This is a genomic window from Capsulimonas sp., from assembly GCF_039929585.1.
Lineage (GTDB): Bacteria > Armatimonadota > Armatimonadia > Armatimonadales > Capsulimonadaceae > Capsulimonas.
The window spans coordinates 49,182-67,409 of sequence record NZ_JBDSQY010000297.1 but is presented as its reverse complement, the minus strand read 5'-3'; the positions used below and the strand labels follow the sequence as shown (position 1 = coordinate 67,409).

General features: G+C 60.8%; 21 protein-coding genes. 19 read left to right on the top strand and 2 right to left on the bottom strand.

Annotation, left to right across the window (positions count from 1 at the left end; all coding sequences use genetic code 11):
* Positions 1–95: 95 nt before the first annotated feature.
* A complete protein-coding gene (locus ABIZ35_RS22895; RefSeq protein WP_348222250.1) occupies positions 96–386 on the bottom strand; it encodes a hypothetical protein in 291 nt (96 codons plus the stop codon).
* A 105-nt stretch (positions 387–491) separates the two neighbouring features.
* On the opposite strand from ABIZ35_RS22895, the gene ABIZ35_RS22890 reads away from it, so the two are divergent.
* From ABIZ35_RS22890 to ABIZ35_RS22825, 14 genes are all read left to right on the top strand, one after another.
* Complete coding sequence (locus tag ABIZ35_RS22890) at positions 492–1,277, top strand: flagellar hook-basal body protein (RefSeq protein ID WP_348222249.1); 786 nt, start codon at positions 492–494, stop codon at positions 1,275–1,277.
* A gap of 140 nt (positions 1,278–1,417) precedes the next feature.
* Positions 1,418–2,200: a flagellar basal-body rod protein FlgG gene (gene flgG / locus ABIZ35_RS22885; RefSeq protein ID WP_348222248.1), complete on the top strand. Its 783-nt coding sequence runs from the start codon at positions 1,418–1,420 to the stop codon at positions 2,198–2,200.
* A gap of 223 nt (positions 2,201–2,423) precedes the next feature.
* Positions 2,424–3,083: a flagella basal body P-ring formation protein FlgA gene (locus ABIZ35_RS22880; RefSeq protein ID WP_348222247.1), complete on the top strand. Its 660-nt coding sequence runs from the start codon at positions 2,424–2,426 to the stop codon at positions 3,081–3,083.
* 3 nt (positions 3,084–3,086) lie between these two features.
* Positions 3,087–3,692 carry a flagellar basal body L-ring protein FlgH gene (locus ABIZ35_RS22875; protein ID WP_348222246.1) on the top strand — a complete coding sequence of 202 codons (606 nt, stop codon included), beginning with the start codon at positions 3,087–3,089 and terminating at the stop codon, positions 3,690–3,692.
* Positions 3,693–3,786: 94 nt separating this feature from the next.
* Positions 3,787–4,896, top strand: a complete 1,110-nt coding sequence (locus tag ABIZ35_RS22870) for a flagellar basal body P-ring protein FlgI (protein WP_348222245.1) — start codon at positions 3,787–3,789, stop codon at positions 4,894–4,896.
* Positions 4,896–5,303, top strand: a complete 408-nt coding sequence (locus ABIZ35_RS22865; RefSeq protein ID WP_348222244.1) for a rod-binding protein — start codon at positions 4,896–4,898, stop codon at positions 5,301–5,303. The genes ABIZ35_RS22870 and ABIZ35_RS22865 overlap by 1 nt, the downstream gene beginning before the upstream one ends.
* Positions 5,304–5,373: 70 nt before the next feature.
* Positions 5,374–5,844 (top strand): flagellar export chaperone FlgN, encoded by a 471-nt coding sequence (gene flgN, locus ABIZ35_RS22860; protein ID WP_348222243.1) that lies wholly within the window; start codon positions 5,374–5,376, stop codon positions 5,842–5,844.
* A 15-nt stretch (positions 5,845–5,859) separates the two neighbouring features.
* Positions 5,860–7,242: a flagellar hook-associated protein FlgK gene (gene flgK / locus ABIZ35_RS22855; RefSeq protein ID WP_348222242.1), complete on the top strand. Its 1,383-nt coding sequence runs from the start codon at positions 5,860–5,862 to the stop codon at positions 7,240–7,242.
* Between the two features lie 19 nt (positions 7,243–7,261).
* A complete protein-coding gene (gene flgL / locus ABIZ35_RS22850; protein ID WP_348222241.1) occupies positions 7,262–8,146 on the top strand; it encodes a flagellar hook-associated protein FlgL in 885 nt (294 codons plus the stop codon).
* 98 nt (positions 8,147–8,244) lie between these two features.
* Positions 8,245–8,736: a flagellar assembly protein FliW gene (locus tag ABIZ35_RS22845; protein WP_348222240.1), complete on the top strand. Its 492-nt coding sequence runs from the start codon at positions 8,245–8,247 to the stop codon at positions 8,734–8,736.
* A 127-nt stretch (positions 8,737–8,863) separates the two neighbouring features.
* Positions 8,864–9,109, top strand: coding sequence for a carbon storage regulator CsrA (gene csrA / locus ABIZ35_RS22840; protein ID WP_348222239.1), 246 nt, complete (start codon positions 8,864–8,866; stop codon positions 9,107–9,109).
* A gap of 239 nt (positions 9,110–9,348) precedes the next feature.
* On the top strand, positions 9,349–10,353 hold the full coding sequence (gene mdh / locus ABIZ35_RS22835) for a malate dehydrogenase (protein WP_348222238.1): 1,005 nt from the start codon (positions 9,349–9,351) through the stop codon (positions 10,351–10,353).
* An 87-nt stretch (positions 10,354–10,440) separates the two neighbouring features.
* The gene (locus ABIZ35_RS22830) at positions 10,441–11,520 is read left to right on the top strand and encodes a LacI family DNA-binding transcriptional regulator (protein WP_348222237.1); all 1,080 of its coding nucleotides are present in this window, start codon (positions 10,441–10,443) and stop codon (positions 11,518–11,520) included.
* Between the two features lie 230 nt (positions 11,521–11,750).
* The gene (locus tag ABIZ35_RS22825; protein WP_348222236.1) at positions 11,751–12,317 is read left to right on the top strand and encodes an isochorismatase family protein; all 567 of its coding nucleotides are present in this window, start codon (positions 11,751–11,753) and stop codon (positions 12,315–12,317) included.
* Here ABIZ35_RS22825 and ABIZ35_RS22820 read toward each other — a convergent pair.
* Positions 12,251–14,014 (bottom strand): hypothetical protein, encoded by a 1,764-nt coding sequence (locus ABIZ35_RS22820; protein ID WP_348222235.1) that lies wholly within the window; start codon positions 14,012–14,014, stop codon positions 12,251–12,253. The two genes, ABIZ35_RS22825 and ABIZ35_RS22820, sit on opposite strands and share 67 nt — an antisense overlap.
* Before the next feature lie 336 nt (positions 14,015–14,350).
* Here ABIZ35_RS22820 and ABIZ35_RS22815 point away from each other — a divergent pair, with 336 nt between their 5' ends.
* The 5 genes from ABIZ35_RS22815 (at position 14,351) to ABIZ35_RS22795 (ending at position 18,075) form a co-directional block, all read left to right on the top strand.
* Positions 14,351–14,953, top strand: a complete 603-nt coding sequence (locus ABIZ35_RS22815; protein ID WP_348222234.1) for a sigma-70 family RNA polymerase sigma factor — start codon at positions 14,351–14,353, stop codon at positions 14,951–14,953.
* Between the two features lie 47 nt (positions 14,954–15,000).
* On the top strand, positions 15,001–15,543 hold the full coding sequence (locus ABIZ35_RS22810; protein ID WP_348222233.1) for a zf-HC2 domain-containing protein: 543 nt from the start codon (positions 15,001–15,003) through the stop codon (positions 15,541–15,543).
* Positions 15,540–16,622 (top strand): sigma-E factor regulatory protein RseB domain-containing protein, encoded by a 1,083-nt coding sequence (locus ABIZ35_RS22805; protein ID WP_348222232.1) that lies wholly within the window; start codon positions 15,540–15,542, stop codon positions 16,620–16,622. The genes ABIZ35_RS22810 and ABIZ35_RS22805 overlap by 4 nt, the downstream gene beginning before the upstream one ends.
* Before the next feature lie 75 nt (positions 16,623–16,697).
* Positions 16,698–17,114, top strand: coding sequence for a hypothetical protein (locus tag ABIZ35_RS22800; protein ID WP_348222231.1), 417 nt, complete (start codon positions 16,698–16,700; stop codon positions 17,112–17,114).
* Between the two features lie 172 nt (positions 17,115–17,286).
* Positions 17,287–18,075, top strand: coding sequence for an aminoglycoside phosphotransferase family protein (locus tag ABIZ35_RS22795; protein WP_348222230.1), 789 nt, complete (start codon positions 17,287–17,289; stop codon positions 18,073–18,075).
* Positions 18,076–18,228 lie beyond the last annotated feature (153 nt).

Genomic DNA, 18,228 nt, shown 5'->3' with positions numbered 1-18,228 from the left:
GAGATTTTAGATTAGGATTTTTCTAAATTGAAATTCCCTCTGACTCCCCTTCTCCCAGAGTTGGCAGAAGGGGCTGGGGGGATGAGGGCCAATCCTCAGTCGTCGAGTTCTTCATCCCCCAGGTCCGGCTTCGCGATGGTCACGCGTACGGAATCTTCCACGAACTTCGAAACCACTTCTTCAATTCCCAGTGCGTCGATCTGCTGCTGCAAGGTGTTGATTTGGCGGCTCAAGCCCGCCAGCACGCTCAGGTCGCTCTCCTGCTCGCGCTGATTGACCAGGGCTCGCAGCCGGTCGGTCAGGGACAGCCGCAGGGCGCGCCACTCCGAGGCCCGGGGATTGTCGCCCATAAACTCGTTCACTGCATCTTCGGTATTTCCCGCCATAGTTGCCGATCCTCTCGTCTCCAAAGCTAAAATTTCCACTCAAAAGTTTTACCCAAAATCCGGTACTTTTTCCACTAAAGATCCCGCGCACACTGCCCGATAATCATGTTAGAACAAGTATCGGGAAGGGAAACACCGGCCATAACACGCGGAATATATACAGCGGCCAGCGGAATGCTCGCCAACGAACAGGCCCAGGATGCGATCGCGCACAATTTAGCCAACGTGAACACCACGGGCTACAAGCAGGATATTCCCTGCTTTTCCGCTTTCCAGAGCATGCTCCTGCAAAAGACCAGCCAGGATCGCGGTCAAGTCGGTTCGCTGGGAAACGGCGGCTCCGTCTACAAGCTTGCGACTGACTATACCGGCGGCGCCCTCCAAAAGACCAACAGCCCGCTCGATGTCGCGCTGAGCGGCGACGCCTTTCTCGAAGTGCAGACTCCGCAAGGTATCCGCTTCACCCGCGACGGATCGATGACGCTGAACGCGCAGGGAGAGCTCGTGCTGATGAAGAGCGGAGCCCAGGTGCTGGACAGCAGCAACCGGCCGATCTCCATCCCGCAGAACGCCAAGAATATCACGATCGGTCTCGACGGCCAGATCACCGCAGACGGACGCAGCGTCGCGACGCTCGGCTTGGCGGGAATTTCCAGCCAGGATAACGCGATCAAAGTCGGCGACAACATGGTCACCGTTTCCCAGGTCCGTCCCGCCTCCAGCGGCTCGCAGGTTCACCAGGGTTTTCTGGAAACGGCCAACGTCAGCATCGTCGGCGACATGGTTTCTATGATCGCGGTGCTGCGCGCCTATGAGACCGATCAGAAGATGCTCCAGACCGAAGACGAAGCGACGGGCAAGGCCGTGAACGAAGTCGCCCGGGTCCAGTAAAGATTTTTCGTTATTTTGCCGATAATAAAACGGCAATCACTTTCTCGGCTGGACTGTCCGCATTCGTGCTGACGGAAGCCGATCGACCCGCCGCCCACGACTTGGGCGTCGATCAAAAACGCTAGGAGAAATACGCTACTATGATGCGCGCACTCTACACGTCGGCTACCGGCATGATGGCTCAACAGATGAATATGGACGTCATCGCCAATAACCTGGCGAACGTCAACACCACCGGCTTCAAGCGAAGCCGCGCGGACTTCGAAGATTTGCTTTACCAGGAAATGCGCCCCGCCGGTTCGGTCGTGGCTCAGGGCGCGACGTCGCCCACCGGCATTGAAGTCGGCCTCGGCGTCAAAGCCGGCGCCACGGTCACCATGTTCGATCAGGGCACTTTCCAGAATACCGGCCAGAAGCTGGACGTCGCGATTGAAGGCGACGGCTTCTACAAAGTCCTGCTTCCCGACGGTACGTCCGGCTACACCCGAGACGGCGCCTTCAAGCGCGACGCCCAGGGCAAGCTGGTCAACTCCGACGGCATGGCCATTCAACCGGAAATCACCATACCCGACGGCTCCACCGATATCGCCATCGGCAAGGACGGCACCGTGAACGTGACCGTCGGAAACGCATCGTCCTCCGTCGGCAAGCTCACCCTGACTCGTTTTGCGAACCCGGCCGGTCTGGAGCACATCGGCGGCAATAACTTCAAAGCCACCGACGCCTCAGGCTCTGCGGTCGACGGCACCCCAGGACAAGAGGGTTTCGGTTCGCTCTCGCAGGGTATCCTCGAAATGTCCAACGTCCAGATCGTGCAGGAGATGGTCAACATGATCACCGCCCAGCGCGCCTACGAAACCAACTCCAAATCCATCCAGACGGCGGACGAGATGCTCTCCACCGCCAACCAACTGAAGCACTAAGCGGGATTGATCGAATCTATTCGCCTGGCAATCTGAATTTTGCCGGCGAATGAATTCGCGGCTAGAAGTGCACGATGTACCCCTTCGGGTACTCCAGAAACTTTGCGATTGCGATTCTTTTCTGGAGTCCATGCTGGTGGACATCGTGTACTTCTAGACGCGATTTCAATCGCCGGGCAATGACGCACTGCCTGCTTCGCTTCTCCGCTGGAGGAATGAGATTTTGAAACGCTTTCTGATCGCCAGTCTTGGCCTGATCGCCGTGGGGTTATCCCACTCGTCCATTGCAGCCCCTTCCCCTCTGGGAAGCGCGGCGCATAAGATTGCCGCCGTTTCTTCGTCCGTCGCCCATGTCTCGATGCGCGCCAGCGCTTCGGTTTCGGCCGACGCGGACGGGCTTTTCTCTTTGGGGGAGATCGCGGACATTACTGGCGGCGACGCCGCCGCACGCGCCCGTCTTGCTTCGGTGACCGTCGGCCGCGCGCCGCTGGCCGCTTCTTCTCGCAAACTCACCTCCGGCGATGTCGCGCTCAAGATGCGCCAGGCGGGGCTGAACCCCAGCCGAGACGCCGTGATCGACGGCTCCCCCACAATTACCGTCACCCTGGCGTCCGCGCCTTCGCTTCCCACCACAGCCGCCGTTTCGACGCATGCAGCGACTAACTCCGCCATCCAGGCGCCGGCCGCCGCGCCCGTAATCGCCGTGAAGCGTGGGGATGCTGTCGCCATTATTTTGCAGGAAGATGGTCTGTCGATCGCTTCAAGCGGCGTCGCCCGCGATCCCGGCGCCATCGGCGATGCGATCCGCGTGCACCGCACCGGCAGCGCCACCGACCTCACCGCCGTCGTTCTCGACGCGCATACCGTTCAGATGGAGCTTTAAAATATGAACCGCCGCATTCTTGTTCTCACCGCCGCCCTGTCGCTCACGGCAATTCACGCCGCCCCCGCCGCTTCGCTTTTCCCGGGTAGCAGCACATACAGCGCCGCCGGAACGTCCTCCCCGTCGCTGTTCGCCGATCTCAAGGCGCACGACGTCGGCGACACGCTCACGATCATCATCACGGAAACGGCGTCGACGTCCTCCACGGCGAATACCAAGAACTCCAAGAACGAGAACTTGAACTACGGTCCCGGCTTCGGCCCGCTGCTGGAGAAGATCAAGACCTTCGGCCTGAGTGGCTCCATTGGCAGCACGGCCGCTGGCAGCACCGACCGCAACGACAATCTTCATGCCCGTATCGCGGTCACCGTCAAGCAGATCCTGCCCAACGGCAACATGCTCGTTGAAGGCAAGCGCAAGGTCGGCATGAACGCGGAGACGCAGGAGATCACCCTTACCGGCGTCATCCGCCCGCTCGACATCGCTCCCGACAACACCATCGCCTCGCCCCTGGTCGCCGATGCGCAGATCAAGTACGGCGGCAAAGGCCCTGTCGGAGACAAGCAGCACGACGGCCTCATTTCGAAGATCTTTAAGTTCTTATTTTAGACAATAGATGGAAACGCCGGGTGATTTTCATCGCCCGGCGTTTCTTTTTAGAACCCTCTAAAGAAACCCGGTATTTCTACCAATAATCAAATCAATGAAAAATACATTCGCACTCTTTACATTGCTCGCGCTCACTGCGGGCGGCTCCGCCGTTCATGCGCAGGCCCGGTTGAAAGATATCGGAGTGGTGCAGGGCGTCCGGTCGAACCAGTTGATCGGCTATGGCCTGGTCATTGGACTGGACGGCACGGGGGATGGTACGGGGTCGTCGTTCACGCCGCAGGCGGTGGCGTCCATGCTCGCGAAGTTCGGGGTGAACTCCTCCGCGGCGTCCATGAAATTGAAGAATGTCGCGGCGGTCATGGTGACGGCGTCGCTGCCGGCGTTCGTGAAGAACGGCAGTACGATTGATGTCACCGTCAGCAGCCTGGGCGACGCCAAGTCGCTGCAAGGCGGCACGCTGCTCCAAACGCCGCTCCAGGCGGCGGACGGTAAGGTTTACGCGGCGGCGCAAGGCTCCGTCTCGGTCGGCGGATTTGTGGGAGGCGGCGGCGCGGGCGGGTCGGTCACGAAGAACCATGTTACGGCCGGCCGCATTCCCGCCGGCGCTTTGGTCGAGCAGGAAGTGCCGATGACGTTTGCCGGCGCCGAAGCTCACTCCGTCTCGGTCATTCTGAATCAGCCCGATTTCACCACGGCGGTGCGCGCCGCGAAAGCGATCGCGCGGCATTTACCGCTCGGCGCCACGGGAGCTCGCGCCATGGACGCCGGGACGATCCAGGTGGATTTTGCCTTGGGAGCCGATACGGTCAACATGATCGCCGAATTAGAAGACACGCCGGTCGATACCGACGAAGTCGCGAAGATCGTCGTCAATGAGCGGACCGGGACCGTGGTCATGGGCGGTAACGCCACGATCACGCCCTGCGCCATCGCCCACGGCAATCTCACCATTTCCGTGACCAACGATCCCATCATCTCGCAGCCGGCGCCGCTGAGCGGCGGAAAGACCGTGGTGGAGCCGCGCAAGATCATCCAGACGAAAGAAGGCGATAACCGGCTGATGAAGGTCACCGGCGGCACGACGCTGGACAAAGTCGTCAAATCGCTGAACGCGCTAGGCGTCACGCCGCGCGATCTCATCTCGATCCTTCAGGCAATGAAGGAAGCCGGCGCGCTGCACGCCGAGATTGAGGTGCTTTAATGGAACTCACTCCCCTGAACGCGCCGTCCAGTCCGCCGTTGACGGATGCGCCGCATGCGAAACAGCCCGCCGACTTGAAGAAGGCTTGCCAACAGTTCGAAAGCTATTTTCTGGACCTGATGTTCAAAGAAATGCGCAAGTCCATCCCCAAGAGCACGCTGCTCAAGGACGAAGGCGATCAGCAGCAGACCTTTCAGGAACTGATCGATCAGAAGGTTTCCGAGACGATGTCCGATCGCGGAGACTTTGGGCTGGCGAAGATGATGTATACCCAGTTAACTCGCGAGGATATTGTGGACGCCGACGGCTTGCCGGTCCTGTCGCCGGGTGTAACAGCTAGCGACATTGCCGGAAAATCACCCGAGAAGCCTAATGCGGCGGCGCAGAAGAACCGACAATTAAAGTAATGAAAAGCCCGTGGGATTACCGGGCTTTCGAACTCACAAAGCCCTGAAAGGCGCAGAAAGAAACGAGCTTATGCCGGACACACAGAAAATTCTCAAAGTGCTTCGCGATGAACAGATGCTCCAATCGCGTCACTGCCGTCTGCTGGAAACACAGCAGCGCGCGCTTCTCGCCTGTGACCGCAAGCGGTTTTACGATACGCAAACCGAGCATGCGCAGCTTCTGGCGCAGCTGGAAGTTCAGCTGGAAGCGCGGCAAGCCGCGTTCCGGGGCGAGGACGACGAGCCGATCGTGCTGTCCGAGATCGTCGACGACCTGCCCGAGCGCAGTCGCCGACAGCTTTTGAATGTGCGCGACACGCTTCGCTTGACCCTGGATCGCATTCAGGAGCTCAGCCGCCAGAATGAGCGGCTGATCAACAACGAACTTGAGTATATTGCGTTTACGCTGGACCTCTTTGTGGAGGCGGGACGCAAAGCAGATATCCTGTACGGTGGGCGAAGCCTGAATGGCTGCCGACTGCTGCTGGACCGACTCGCCTAACAGAGGAAACAACACATGCCAGGAACATTCTTTGGTCTGGAGATCGGCTCACGCGGCCTCGCCGCGGCGCAGGTCGGCCAGAACGTCACCGGTCACAACATCGCCAACGCCGATACTCCGGGCTACTCCGTGCAGACGGCGAATATGCAGACAACGGATCCTTATTCTCCTCCGCCCGTGTCCGGCTCGGCTCATGTCGGCATGATCGGCACCGGCGTCACGGCGCAGAGCATCACACGCGCCGCCGATGAGTTTTTGAACGTGCAGATCCGCGACAACACGTCGCAGCAAACGATGCAGCAGTCTACTTACGATACGCTGCACCAAGTGGAAGGCGCGTTCGGGGAGCCGTCGGACACCGGCATCGACCACGCGATGAACCAATTTTTCCAGAGCTTTACGAACCTGGAAAGCAACCCCGAGGATACCGGCGTCCGCGCCACGATCCTGCAGAAGGCCAGCGCTATGTCGCAGGTCATTCAGCAGACACAGCAGTCGCTCACCGTCATCAGCGACCAGCTAGTCAGCAAAGCGACGGCTGGCCTCAGCGCACTGAACAGCTACGGCAGCCAGATCGCCGACTTGAACGTAACGATCCGCTCGACCACGGCGCAGCATCTGGACGCCAACGACCTGCTGGATCAGCGCGATATCCTGATCGATAAGGTCTCGAAACTTGCGAACATCAGCATCAGCAACCGAACTGACGGAACCGTGAACCTGACAATCGGTTCAAGCAGCCTGGTCAATGGCACGGACTTCTACCCCGTGACCATGACGGGAACGGACGGCTTGACAGCGCGCGGCGACCTGACCGGCGGCGATCTCGCCGGCATTGAGAAGTCGCAGGCGCTGGTGACCGGATACCAGGCCAATCTGGACCGCGTGGCGGGAACGATGATCAATGCGATCAACACGATCCACCGCGGTGGTTCCGGGCTCGACGGCAGCACGAATATCGCTTTCTTCACGGGAACGGATGCTTCGACGATCGCCGTCAATACTCAGCTGACCGCAAGTCCATTGCGGCTGGCCGCAGCCGCGAAGCCGGCCCCGCCGGCGACCAAGCCCGCGCCTGGAGACAGCCAGAACGCCACGCTACTCGCCGGCGTACAGAAGCAAGGGCTGATTGCGGGAGACACTGTCAGCGACTTCTTCCAGCAGCGGATCGCGGACCTGGGCGCCCGTACCGACGCAGCTAAGACATCGGCCGCCAGCTCCAACTCCAGCTTGAGCCAGCTGTCCCAGCAGAAGGCTTCGATCACGGGCGTCTCCACGGACGGCGAAATGATCAACATGATGAAGTATCAGCGTGGATACCAGGCCGCCGCCAAGGTGGTCAAGACGATGGACGATATGATCGGGACACTCATTAACGACCTCTTCTCCGGCCGTTAATTCAAGAGGAATATAAACCATGCGAGTTACCAATAGTTTAATCTCGGCCACGCTCGCCGCTAACGTCGAGACGAGTTTGAATAGCCTGAACGCGGTCTCCACGGAGATCTCCACCGGCAAAAAACTGAACAACCCCTCGGACGACCCGGCGGGCGCCGCTTACTCCATGTCGCTGCGCGCGTCCCTCGTGGACAACAGCCAGTACCAGGCGAACGCGAACCAGGCGAAGACGTTCCTGAACGCGAGCGACAGCACCCTCTCGGATGTCGCCGACGCCATCCGAACGGCTCGCCAGATCGCCAGCGCCGGCGCCAACTCCACGCAGACGCCGGACAGCCTCAACGCACTGTCCCTGCAGATCGACGGCATTATCTCGTCGGTCATTCAGTCCGCCAACGCGGATGTCCACGGGAAATATCTCTTCAGCGGGAGCCAGACCAAGACGGCGCCCTATATCGATGACGCCGCCGCGCACTCGACCGGACCTGCTTATCAGGGAAACACCGGCAGCGTGACCGCCACAGTCGGCAAGAGCAACAACCTGACGATCAGCACTCCGGGAAGCACGATCTTCGACGGACTGTTTTCCACACTGAAAGATCTGAAGGCGAACCTGGCGTCCGGCGACATCAACGCCATGTCGGGCGATCTGGGCAAGCTCGACACGAACCTGAGCACAGTCAGCTCCGTTCGGGCGAATATCGGCGCGCAGGTCAACACGATGACTAGCGTCACGCAGAACCTTTCTCGGGCGGAAAGCTCCTACAAGGACGCCATCGCCAATGTCGAGGAAGTGGATCTGGCGCAGGCTTACGTGCAGCTGCAAAGCGCGCAGAACGTGTATCAGGCCTCCCTGGTCGCGGTCGCCAAGGGATTCCAGCACACCCTCGCGGATTACCTGTAATCTCATTTTCTCTGAATTAAGTCTTACGCGCGGCCTAGTGGGCCGCGCGATCTCTACCAGCGCTCACCCAGGCGGGCTGAGCAGGAGCAAGTCATTTTATGCAGATCGAAACAGCGCGATTCGGCCAGATCAACATCGACGAAAACAGCATCATCACCTTCCCGGACGGACTTCCTGGATTTGAAGAGAAGCGGCGCTTTGCGTTCGTGTCTCACCCTTCGGCGAACCAGGACAAAAGCAGCCCGTTTCTGTGGCTGCAGTCGCTGGAGGACGAAAAGCTGGCGTTTCTGACCGCGGAGCCGCGCCATTTCTTCCCGGGCTATGCGCCTCGCATCGCAAACGCCGACTTGGACGCTCTGGAAATCGGCGCGGCGCCGCTCGGACCACGTCTTTATACGCTGCTGACGGTTCCGACCGGTGACCCGATTGGGATCACGGCGAACCTTCTGGCGCCGATCGCGATCAACCCGGTGGCGCATATCGCCCGCCAGGTGATTGTCGCCGGCGACGATTACGGCCTGCGCCACCGCTTGCTCCCGGCCGAGGAATCGACGGCTCCGCAGGCTCGCGAAGCCGTTGCGGCGGGATAAGATTAGAAAATTCTAAACAACTACGCGTAATAATGCGAGGAATCGGGAATGATTTCTATGGAATACGCGTTTCTATAAGTAATAAGAATAGAGACGCAACCCAAATCAGGGGCCAGGGAGGGCCGCTATGCTGGTATTAACACGACGACTCAATCAAAGCATCAAAATCGGCGATGACGTAGAGATCACGGTCATTGAGGTCCGAGGAGATCAAGTGCGCCTTGGGGTATCCGCGCCGCGCGACGTCGCAGTCCACCGTAAGGAAGTTTATCTCCAGATTCAGCAGGAAAACCGGGCGGCCGCGTCTGTTGAGGACGCATCCGGACTGGATGCGATCGGCGACGCCTTCGCGAACGCCGCGAAAAAACAATAGACGTCGCCATGGCGACGCCCACATAAGAATGAGAAAGCCCGGCTTCGGCCGGGCTTTTTTGCGTGTAAGCCCACCCCCGCGCCTTACGTAAACGGTTGACAAACAAAATCAAACCATCTATACTTAATGACGGAACAATTTCGTATGCATTTGCGCTGTCGCCCGACAGTCGTACAGATTGCGCGCGAAAAAATCCCTACCAATTTGACGATTTGATATCGCAGGAGACGAGGCTCATTATGGCGGCTGGACGTAAGAAAGTATCCGTGATTGGAGCGGGAAATGTGGGCGCCACGGTGGCGTTTCATGTGGCGCAGCAAGGGTACGCGGATGTGACTCTGCTGGATCTGCCGGACGATTTGACCCTGGAGCGCCCCCGTAAAACCGGTTCGATGGCGCAGGGTAAGGCGCTTGACCTCAATCAGGTCTCCCCGATCGTCGGCTACGACGGCCGTTTGTTTGGAACGTCGGACTATGCCGACACTGCCGGCAGCGACGTTGTGGTGATCACCTCCGGCCGGCCGCGCTCGCCGGGCATGTCCCGTGAGGATCTGCTTGCGGTGAACGCCGATATCGTCGCCAGCGTCGCCGCGCAGGCCGTCGCGCAGTCGCCCGACGCCGTTTACATTGTGGTTTCCAACCCTCTCGACGCCATGTGCCATGTCGCCCTGAAGGCGACCGGACTCCCGTCGGAGCGTGTCATCGGACAGGCCGGCGTTCTGGACAGCACGCGCTACCGTAACTACATCGCGGCGGCGCTCAAGATTTCCGTGGAAGATATCCAGGCCTATGTCCTGGGCGGACACGGCGACCAGATGGTCCCCGTGCGCAGCCTGACCACCGTCGGCGGCATCCCGATCCAGCAGTGGGTGGAGGCCGGCAAGATCAGTGAGGCTGAACTTCAGAAAATTGAGGACGACACCCGCCAAGGCGGCGGCATCCTGACCAACTTGATTGGCACCAGCGCATGGTACGCTCCGGGCGTCGCCACCGCCGAAATGGTCGAGGCCGTCCTGCTGGACCGCAAGCGCATTCTTGCCGTCACGGTTCTGCTCAGCGGCGAGTACGGCGTCTCCGATCTGTACTTCGGCGCTCCGACGAAGCTGGGCGCCGCCGGCGCCGAGGAGATCTTCGACCTGAGCAAACTGGTCACTCTGACGGATGTTGAACTTGCCGGCATCAAGGAATCGGCGAGCAAGGTGCAGGGCACCGTCGATTCGCTGAAGACTTTGGGCAAGCTGTAAGAATAACCGCTCCCGAGACATCCCTGGCGTCTCGGGAGCACTGTCTGCGCACGGGGATGTGGCTTCAAGGTGGGAAGGAAACTGTAAATGGCTGTGACACTCAAGGACATTGCCGAGCGGACGGGTGTGTCGCCGAGCGTCGTCTCGACAGTCCTCAGCGGCCGTGACAACGGCACGTTTGTCAGCGACAACACGCGCCGCAAGGTCCTGCAAGTCGCGGAGATGCTGAACTACACGCCGGTCCGGTCCGGACGGCCGCGCGGCAGCCAGCGCTTGCGCCGGCAGCGCACCGAGCAGTTTATCGGCATCTGGGACCCGGAGTACAGTTCGGCGTCCGCCAACGCCATCCAGTTCCTTCAGGCCGCTCTGCGCAAGCACGCCGCAGCCTCCGGCGCCGAATCCGAGGATGATTTCGGTTTGCGCCTGCTGACCTCCGACGACCTTCCCAAGCTCGACGCCATCGGCATCATGGGCTTGATCCTTCTTTCCTCCACCCTGCTGCCGCGCGAAGCCGCCAGCGCCACCATTCCCTGCGTCATGATCGGCGAGGTGGACAATCCGCCGCGCGAGCTCTTCATGGCGCACACGAACGAGTTCGCCTCCGGACGCGAAGTGGGCGACTATCTATGGAGCCTGGGGCATCGACGCATCGCGATGATCGCGCCGGCGAGCTCCGTGCGCGTCAGCCGCCAGCGCCTCCAGGGGATGCAGGCGGTGTGGATCAAGCGCCAGGGCAATCCCGCCGATCTCCTTACCGTTCCCTTCGACATCACTCCGGAAGCAACCCTGCGCATTCAGGTTCGTAAAGCGATCTTCACTCTCGCCGGCCCGGATGTTCCCATCGGACGGAAGCCGACCGCCATTGTCTGCTACGATGAGAAGGTCGCCGCTGTCGCCGCGCAGACCCTCGCCGAGATGGGTGTTCGCATCCCGGTTGACATGTCCCTCGTGTCCTTCCAGGACACGCCGGACATCAGTGAGTTCTTCACGCCCCCGCTCACGGCGTTCCGCTCTCCGATCGCCGATCTTGCCGTCGTCGCGATGGAGCAGCTGTATCTGATGCACGATCAGGAAACCACGGTCGTCGGCGACAACGCCGAAGCCGCCCTGGCCGGCCAGTTGATTATCCGAAACTCATGCGCCGCCCCGGCGGGCGCGCAGGGATAGTCCATTTTAACGTAAGAAGAGGCCGGCGGTTGAAACCGCGCCTATAAGAGCGCAAAAGTCCACCTTCGTGGACTACATTATCCTTGACGATACCGTCTATTGTTTGCCTTGTGCAAGACGGCGCCGTTTCCGATGATGTAACCCACGCAGGTGGGTTTCCGCGCACTTGGAGGCGCGGTTTCAACCGCCGGCCGATTTTACGAACGTATTATTATCACGGTATCCCAGCTATGCCTTACCAACGCAGTCCCAATCTTCTCAACCCCCAGCGCAGCGTCCTCGTCGTCGTGGACATGCAGGATGCTCTTCTGAACGCCATCCATGGCCGCGATAGTCTTATGGCGTCTGTCATGCTGATGACGCGCGCGGCTGCGCTGCTGGAAATTCCGGTCCTTGTGACCACGCAAAACGCGGCGCGCCTTGGCGCGCTGTCCAAGGAAGTCGCCCAGATCGTTCCGGATGTCACAGCCATCGACAAGATGACTTTCTCCTGCGCCGCGAGTGAAGATTTTCGCAAGGCGCTGCTTGCGACGGGGCGCGATCAAGTGGTGCTCTGCGGCGTGGAGACGCATATCTGCGTCGCCCAAACGGCCATCGATCTGCGCCATGCGGGCTTCCAGGCCCATGTCGCCGCCGACGGCGTTTCGGCGCGCACGCTGGAAAAGCACAAGCTTGGGATGGAGCGTATCCGAGACAATGATGTCTTCCCGGCGGCCTCCGAATCCGTCGTTTACGAGTGGCTAGGCGAGGCCGGGACGCCGGCGTTCCGGACAGTGCTGGGCTGGGTCAAAGGCTGAGACGCGCCCAGTTCTGGGTGCGTCCGCAGCGCTTCGCAGTCGCGACGGCAGCGCTGAATGAGCGCTTCGTATTTGGGCAGATGACGTACGAAAATTACGGCGTTAGTGTGCTTGTCGGTGTCCAGATTGGCGTCGTCGGCGTAGACGAGCACCCAATTGGGATCGGTCATGAACATCCAGGTTTGACCGTCGCTCGCCGGCAGCATGATCATGTCCGGATTGTAGTCCCCCAGAATCTTATTCCAGTCGTGCGGCTGATTGCACATCTTTGTGTAGTCCGTCAGGACCTTCCCGAAGAAAACGTCCGTCTGAGTGCTGATGAAGACGGGATACTCGGGCGCGCTCCACAGGATGTACGATCCCCAATTGTAGGCGTTATAAAGCTTGGCGGCGGCGGGGAACCGCTCGCGGTGCAGAAAATCGCAGGCGCCACTTGGGAAGCCATCCATGGCGAACGCCACGCGTGAGATCTTCGCCAGCCCTGCGTCGTCTCCCGGCGGCGCCTTCACGACCGCTTCTTTCGCGCTCATCGCCGATTGAAGGCAGACCGCCAGTGCGACGATCGCGATAATCGCCACCGACGGCGATGCGCCGAACAGCGACGGCGATTTTCCCTGCTTCTCAGTCTCCTCGATCTTGAGCGCCCCCGCCAGCGCGGACTGAATATGGCGCGCGGCAATGAGAACGCCCGCCATCCCGAAGATCGGGACATTGCGGCTCGCGGTGAGTCCCGAATGCATGAGAATGATCAGAACGATCACTTCGGACAGATCGCGCCGCTCGCGCGACATTCCCAATCCCAGCACGAACAGCACCATCAATATCTCAAAGACGATCCCGAAGGGGCTGTGGAAGTCCAGCGACTTCCATTCGCTCACGAAGTTCGGCATGATCTTATCGCCGACGGTCTGTGTGAAGATCGCGAACAGCTTCCACCCGTAGGGGTTGATCAGCATTGCGGCGGCGCTCACGGGGATGACGGCGGCGGAGCGTTTGGCGAACGCCAGCATCTGCGCTCGGCGTTCAGCCGGCGCGCTCCTCAGCAGCAGCGCGTCGACGGCGTCTAAAATGGCGAACGTCGCCGCGATCGCCACGCCCACCACGACGGCGCCGTGGAAGTTCGCCCAAAAAGCGCACAGGGGCGGCAGGAGCCAGAGCCGCTTGAGCTTGGCTGGATCCCGGCGGGCGTCCAGTACGATCCAGAGCAATAATACAAGGCAGAGATACGAGATCAAATGTGGCCGTGGGGAGATCAACGGACTGCACATTTTGGCGGCCCACAGAGTCAGGGCGAACGCGGTCAGCGTCGCCCGGCCCGTTTCGAGCCAGACCTTGTAGAACAGTGCGATGAACGTCAGCGAGACCAGCCCCCACATCAGCAGCCACACGCCCGGATAACCTCCCGCCGCGTAAGTCTTCCAAAGCAGCACGCACATCGCCCACTCATGGACGATCCAGGGGTGGCCCTGGCGCGTCCATGAGTACAGGTCGCCGTGCGGAACAGCATGGTGTTCGAGGATCCAGGAGCCGGTGCGCGCCTGCCAGAAGAAATCGACGATCGGGCTCGGCTGCGCGCACAAGCCGAACGCAAACGCGATGAGCGCGGCGGCGAGAATCCAGAAGCCGGTGAGGGATGAGGGGCGCGAGACCTGAGGGGCGTCGGCTGTACTGGCTGGCGGGGCGTCACTGAGTTGCATGTAAGAATTATAACATACTTCTCAGGAGAGGTCAGGGGCGACGCCATGAAATACGAGATGATTGAGGTTCCCACAGCTGGAAGCAGTGGGCTAATCAGGGGGAAACCAGCTGAAGCAGGTTGCGGAGATAAGAGAGGCGTTCGCCTTAGCCCTTCAGTCTGCTTCAACTGACTTCCCTTTGACTAGCCCACTGCTTCCAGCTGTGGGAGCGAGGAATCCTGTACGATCACGATACGACATGGTAAAATCACTATATTGGACTCCCGCCGGAACTTTCCGCGCCGCCGTCGCGCTCTTTCTCATATTAGAGACCGCCGGAATAGAGGAGCCTGGATCTTGGCGCTAAATGTGGGGGCAGCAATCGGATTGACCCGTTTTCGGATCGGGGCGAAGGATCAGACGGCGGACCGTTTGAGGGCGTTCGAGGTCATGGTCGCACGCGACTGGGACCGTTTTTGGCGCTACGCCTATCGCATGTGCGGAAACGCCGACGACGCGGAAGATCTGCTCGCCGAAAGTCTGGGCGAGGCGTTTCAGGCGTTCGGCCAGTATCGGGGGCAGGGGTTCGACAAGTGGATCTTTCGGATCTTGACCACGAACCGGATCGATATGACACGCCGGGCGAAGCTGCGCCAAGCGAAAAGCCTGGATACGGGCTGGACGGATGAGAACGGCGACGGGCAGACCTGCGATGTCGTCGACCATCTCGGAAATCCCGAGATCTCGCTGATGGACTCGACGCTGTCCGAGCGGATGCAGACGGCGCTGGACGGCCTGCCGGAAGATTACCGGGCCGCCGTGCTGCTCTGCGATGTGGAGCAGATGCCCTACAGTGAGATCGCCGAGATGCTCGGCCTGCCGATCGGCACCGTGCGCTCGCGGATCCATCGCGGCCGGACCGCGATGCGCAAGACTTTGGAATCGCTTGGCTGGAGCTAGTCTTCAGGCTCGGACATTGCCGGGCGCATCGGAAAGAACGGAACGCCATGTCACACTGCCATGACACAAGAGAAAATTTAAGCCGGTTACTGGACAACGATCTGAGCGGCGCGGAAGCCACCGAGACCGCCGTTCATCTGGATGAGTGCATGGCTTGCCGGCACGAATATGACCGCCTGCGCGCCGTGCGCGCCGCGATGCAAAGTCTGGCGACCCCGGAGGACGGCGGAGCGCGGAACCGTGTCTTTGGACGGCTGGAGAGCCAGGCGCATCCATCGTCCACGCCCCATACCTCGGTTCGGGCTCCGCGCCGGCCATGGCCTTCGTTCCATCTGCGTCCAGCATACGCCGCCGGACTGGGCGCCGCCGCGTCGGCGTGCATCGCCTTTCTAGTCTTTAACCCCGGCGTTCCGCCCGCTACGGCGACTCCGCTTCCCAGCACGGTAGAGATGTCGCAGTTCTACGCCCTGCACGACGCCCATCTGGCCGGCCTGTCGTCCGCCGAACCGGTCGGCCATCGTGATCTTGCGGCGGAAGGCCGCGCCACTTTGATCGCCTCCGCCGACGAATCCGTGGGCGGCAGCCTGTGACGCGCCTCACTCGAATGGCGTTCGCTCCCGCGCTTGCCCTCCTGACGCTTGGTGGTCTGAGCCTCGTGTCGTGCGGCCATCGTCCGGCGGTGGTTGCGCCATCCGGCGATCCCGCGCCATCGGACCCGGCCGCGAACGCGCTCTGGACCGGAAGCCTCAAAGCCGCTTCCGATACGCCTGTACAAGCGCACGTCGTGATCGTTGCGCGGGACGCCGAAGCCGGCAGAGATCGGCGGTCGGTGCTGGAAATGATCGAGGGGAGCGAGGGACGCTTTCGTTTGACGTATTCGGAGCCGGCCGAGGCGCGGGGGCGCGTGGTGGTATGCGACGGCAAGACGACCTGGCAATATGAGCCGCGCAGCCGCACGGTGCTGCGGCGTCCTACTCCCGAAAGCGTGTCGGCGGAAACCGGAAGCGTCGATCCCGACCCACTCTGGCGACGCGATATCGAGCCGCAGGACGCCGACGTTTCGGGCCGCCCGGCGCATGTCCTTCGCGTTCGCTCCACCGACGGGTCCATCGTAGAGCGTCTCTGGATCGACTCTGCGACCGGCCGCAGCCTGCGCACCGAAAGCTACGACCGGAACGGATCGCTCGTTCGGCGCGTGGAGCTTTCGCAGGTTACGGTCAAGCCGGTGGTGACTGCCGCCACATTCCAGCCGATCATTCCGCCCGGCGCCCGTGTGCTGACCGCCGCTGTTCGTCCATCGCCGGACGTGGCCCGAGAAGCGCGTTTACTCGATCTGCCGCCCCAGACGGCCGGGTTTCGCGTACAATCGGTTGTCCGCTCTCCGAAGTCCCCGTCGGCGGCAATCCATGTGCTTTACAGCAATGGGCCGCGCGCGCTGTCGGTATTTGTCACGGAAAACGCCTCCGATGGGTCCAGCAAGCTGATCCCCACCGCCGGCGCCAACTGGAGCTCCACGTCGCTGACGCCATCCGTTCAGGCGTTCACGCAAGAGCGCCCTGATGGCCAAAGCGCCGTTGCCTGGGTCGGCGACGGCCGCCGTTATGTCGCCGTCGGCCGCATGCCGCTGACGGACCTGATGAGCATCGCCAGGCCCATGGCGTCGGAGTAACGCCGCTTCCAATCACAAAACAGCCGCCCCGGATAATCCGGAGCGGCTGTTTCTATGAGAGAATATTCAGGCCAAATGACCGAATTAGCGGGTGCGATGCGCGCGGCGCTCGCGATTCTGCTGGGAGTGGATCGCGTTATCCCGGCGCAGGCGCGCAAGGCTGCTGTTTCGGCGGGCGCGGTTCTGCTGGGAGTGCAGCGCGTCATCCTGGCGGCGGCGGGCTTCATACCAGCGGCGATTCGACCGCGTGTGGTTCAATCGGGCCGCGTCAAAGTTGCGGCGGCGGACGGCTTCGCTATTCCGGCTCGCGCGGTTCTGCTGGGAGTGCGCCAGATTATCCCGTCGGCGTCGCTCGACTGCGCTCCATCGCTGCTGACGATCGGCTCGCAGCCGCTGGGCGTTGGTGCGCGCATTGTCGGAGGCGCGATCGGCCTTCGCTCCCACCATCGGAAGCGTCAGCAGGCAGGCGCCCGCCATGAGACCCATCAATAATTTTCGTACATTCATTCCTTGACTCCTTCGGCTCATCCTGAGTGATTGAGATAGGAACTTATGCCCAGAAACGCCTTTTTGTCAAACACACTGTCATAGTGACGTGTCCTCCGGTCACGCTCTTGCCCTTTCGAGCGTTTTGGGACATCATGGATCATGGGAGTGTGAATTGATGGACGAAGAGGAACACGAAGAAACGCTGGCGGGCGGCAATTCCAATGTGTCGGTGACACGTATTGGCGATACAGTGCGCCGGGCGATGACTGCACACAGCCCCTCCGTCCATCGCCTGCTGCGTCATCTGGAATCCAAAGGCTGGAGCGGCTGTCCGCGGCTGATTGGCGTCGACGAGCGCGGGCGGGAAATTTTGACTTATCTTCCCGGAGAGTGCGGGTTTATGCCATATCTCTGGCATGGTGATGACGCGCTGACGGCAGCCGCACATCTGCTGCGCGGTTACCACGAAGCTGTCGCGGATTTCGTCGCCTGTCCAAGCGATTCGTGGGCATACGCTTATCCCGACCTGAGCCGACATGAAATCATCTGTCATAACGATTTTGCGCCTTATAACTGGATTTGTCAGGATGAAAAACCCTCAGCGGTAATCGATTTCGATGACGCCGGGCCAGGGCCGCGCCTGCGGGATGTGGCGTACGCCGCTTACTGGATGGCGCCGCTTTCATTTGGGGGCGGCTCGATGAAGGCGCTCTCAGATGCTGATATCGCCAATAACAGCCGCCGCTTGAAGCTGTTTTGCGCTTGTTACGGCGTCGCGGCTACGCCGGAACTGCTGGATATGGCGCATGAGGTCCTGATTTGGCTGTGCAATTGGATGCTGGCGGGGGTAAAGGCGGGCGATCCAGTGCGTCAGAAGATGGAGCGTGAGGGATATTGGGCGTACTGGGATCGCGAGGCGCGGACGCTTTTGGAACACCGATCGGCGCTGGAGCGGAATCTCTAGGAGGGCGCCATCGCTTTCGCGGGCGTCGTCTGGTTCCCACAAGTGGAAGCTTGTGGGCTATGCTGAGGCAAAACCAGCTAAAGCAGGTTGAGGATTTAGGAAAGCGTATCCGAAACCCAAGAGTCTGCTTTAGCTGACTTCGCCCCAGAATAG

Bases quoted from the DNA above. Each gene is read 5' to 3' on its own strand.
- ABIZ35_RS22895 (WP_348222250.1), bottom strand. From the start codon at position 386: ATGGCGGGAAATACCGAAGATGCAGTGAACGAGTTTATGGGCGACAAT.
- ABIZ35_RS22810 (WP_348222233.1), top strand. From the start codon at position 15,001: ATGTCACACTGCCATGACACAAGAGAAAATTTAAGCCGGTTACTGGAC.
- ABIZ35_RS22875 (WP_348222246.1), top strand. From the start codon at position 3,087: ATGAACCGCCGCATTCTTGTTCTCACCGCCGCCCTGTCGCTCACGGCA.
- flgL (WP_348222241.1), top strand. From the start codon at position 7,262: ATGCGAGTTACCAATAGTTTAATCTCGGCCACGCTCGCCGCTAACGTC.
- mdh (WP_348222238.1), top strand. From the start codon at position 9,349: ATGGCGGCTGGACGTAAGAAAGTATCCGTGATTGGAGCGGGAAATGTG.
- ABIZ35_RS22825 (WP_348222236.1), top strand. From the start codon at position 11,751: ATGCCTTACCAACGCAGTCCCAATCTTCTCAACCCCCAGCGCAGCGTC.
- csrA (WP_348222239.1), top strand. From the start codon at position 8,864: ATGCTGGTATTAACACGACGACTCAATCAAAGCATCAAAATCGGCGAT.
- ABIZ35_RS22865 (WP_348222244.1), top strand. From the start codon at position 4,896: ATGGAACTCACTCCCCTGAACGCGCCGTCCAGTCCGCCGTTGACGGAT.
- ABIZ35_RS22795 (WP_348222230.1), top strand. From the start codon at position 17,287: ATGGACGAAGAGGAACACGAAGAAACGCTGGCGGGCGGCAATTCCAAT.
- ABIZ35_RS22820 (WP_348222235.1), bottom strand. From the start codon at position 14,014: ATGCAACTCAGTGACGCCCCGCCAGCCAGTACAGCCGACGCCCCTCAG.
- flgN (WP_348222243.1), top strand. From the start codon at position 5,374: ATGCCGGACACACAGAAAATTCTCAAAGTGCTTCGCGATGAACAGATG.
- ABIZ35_RS22800 (WP_348222231.1), top strand. From the start codon at position 16,698: ATGACCGAATTAGCGGGTGCGATGCGCGCGGCGCTCGCGATTCTGCTG.
- ABIZ35_RS22830 (WP_348222237.1), top strand. From the start codon at position 10,441: ATGGCTGTGACACTCAAGGACATTGCCGAGCGGACGGGTGTGTCGCCG.
- ABIZ35_RS22870 (WP_348222245.1), top strand. From the start codon at position 3,787: ATGAAAAATACATTCGCACTCTTTACATTGCTCGCGCTCACTGCGGGC.
- ABIZ35_RS22845 (WP_348222240.1), top strand. From the start codon at position 8,245: ATGCAGATCGAAACAGCGCGATTCGGCCAGATCAACATCGACGAAAAC.
- flgG (WP_348222248.1), top strand. From the start codon at position 1,418: ATGATGCGCGCACTCTACACGTCGGCTACCGGCATGATGGCTCAACAG.
- flgK (WP_348222242.1), top strand. From the start codon at position 5,860: ATGCCAGGAACATTCTTTGGTCTGGAGATCGGCTCACGCGGCCTCGCC.
- ABIZ35_RS22890 (WP_348222249.1), top strand. From the start codon at position 492: ATGTTAGAACAAGTATCGGGAAGGGAAACACCGGCCATAACACGCGGA.